At 35.8% G+C, this 1,389-nt stretch carries 1 protein-coding gene and 1 pseudogene; both read right to left on the reverse strand.

Features of this window, described 5'->3' with window-relative positions; genetic code table 11:
- Positions 1-22: 22 nt before the first annotated feature.
- Positions 23-859, reverse strand: a complete 837-nt coding sequence (locus tag CVN76_RS24600) for a helix-turn-helix domain-containing protein (protein ID WP_100533410.1) — start codon at positions 857-859, stop codon at positions 23-25.
- Positions 860-1,115: 256 nt separating this feature from the next.
- Positions 1,116-1,389, reverse strand: a pseudogene (locus CVN76_RS24605) (recombinase family protein); the annotation flags it as partial.

Consider the following 1,389-nt stretch of genomic DNA (forward strand, 5'->3'; position numbering starts at 1 on the left):
TGGCTGGTGTAGGTGGAGCTATTTAGGCCATGAAATCAGCATCAAAGTAAAGGTCGTTCATAAGTTTGTTCACAATGCCGTTGAAGTAAGCAAATTGTCCTTTACGTATATTCACTCCACTTTTCACCTTCATAGCAAATTCCTTGAATGCTTTGGTGCCTATTTCTATTTCTTGTTCCCTTGTGAATGCTCTTTTGCTAGTAGAATAATCAACCACTCTATTACATTGCTTAATAACCTTCCAAAATTCCTGTATAGTTTCAGCTTTTTCGTAGAAAGAACCAACTAGACTACTAAATACACCTGGAACCCAATGGGCTACAAAATTGGCTTGTTTCAAAGAGTTTTTTGGAGAATTATCCACATTAGAGAATTGAGCAACGGCTTTACGTTTATTGTTATTAATATTTTGTTTTAAGAAAGAAGTAGTTGTCTTAATGGCCGGACACTTCTTGGTCACTTTCCCAGGGGGCTTGCCGGTCATTTCATTTTTCACAGGCTGAATGATAATAGCATTAGCTGTTTGCATCATATCCTTTTTTCTCTTCATGGGTACCTGGCAGATCATGCCGAGGTCTTCAAGTTTCTTCATTAAACGTTGAACTGTTTTATAAGAAAGTTCAAGTTTGGCTGCAATCGTATTTTTACACATGTAGCTCACACCAAGTTGCTTGCAGCTGTAACGCTTTAAAAGCTCCAGGAGGGCAATAAGTCGTGATTGGACATCTGAACGCTTAATTTCCACACGGATGACGTCTCTGTATACTCGTACCGTTTTATTTAATTCTTCAATATCTGTGAAAGAGGATAGGTTGTTATATGATTCTTCATTGGAAATTACATCAATACGTTTTTTCATACTAAATCTGCTCCCTTTAGGAAAAGCAACGGTTCGCTTGATTCATGACAAACCATTGCTAACCTTCTGCATCTGTAATAAAATGCATGTGAAGGGTACAGCAGGAGTTTGCCTAGTCTAGTTAGGCGAATGGTTCAAAAAGTGTTACCAGCACTTTTCTGAACACGTTGTGCTCTTCTTTTTTTTGGTTCGCATTTTTTAGTATTCATAATTGGCTACTTGAATAGCCCGTAATGAATACATAAAAATTGCTCAATTAAAAACGCCAATCAATTATGACGTTATCACCATCTAGATGGATCTCTTTTATAAATGTTTGTATGATTGCCTGTTTGTCCTTAAATTCTAAATCCTCAAAATCGCTTTGAATATTAGCTAACATATCTTCAGTTATTGTTTGCGTTTCCTCTTCTAATGTTGACCTTTGATCATTTATTAATTTTGCTTTTTCAGCATTTAACTTGTTCATTTGCTTTTCCAGTAAGTCATTATTGATTAATTCATTTGAGTATAATTCAATTATTCGTTCC

This window comes from Bacillus sp. mrc49, assembly GCF_002803435.1.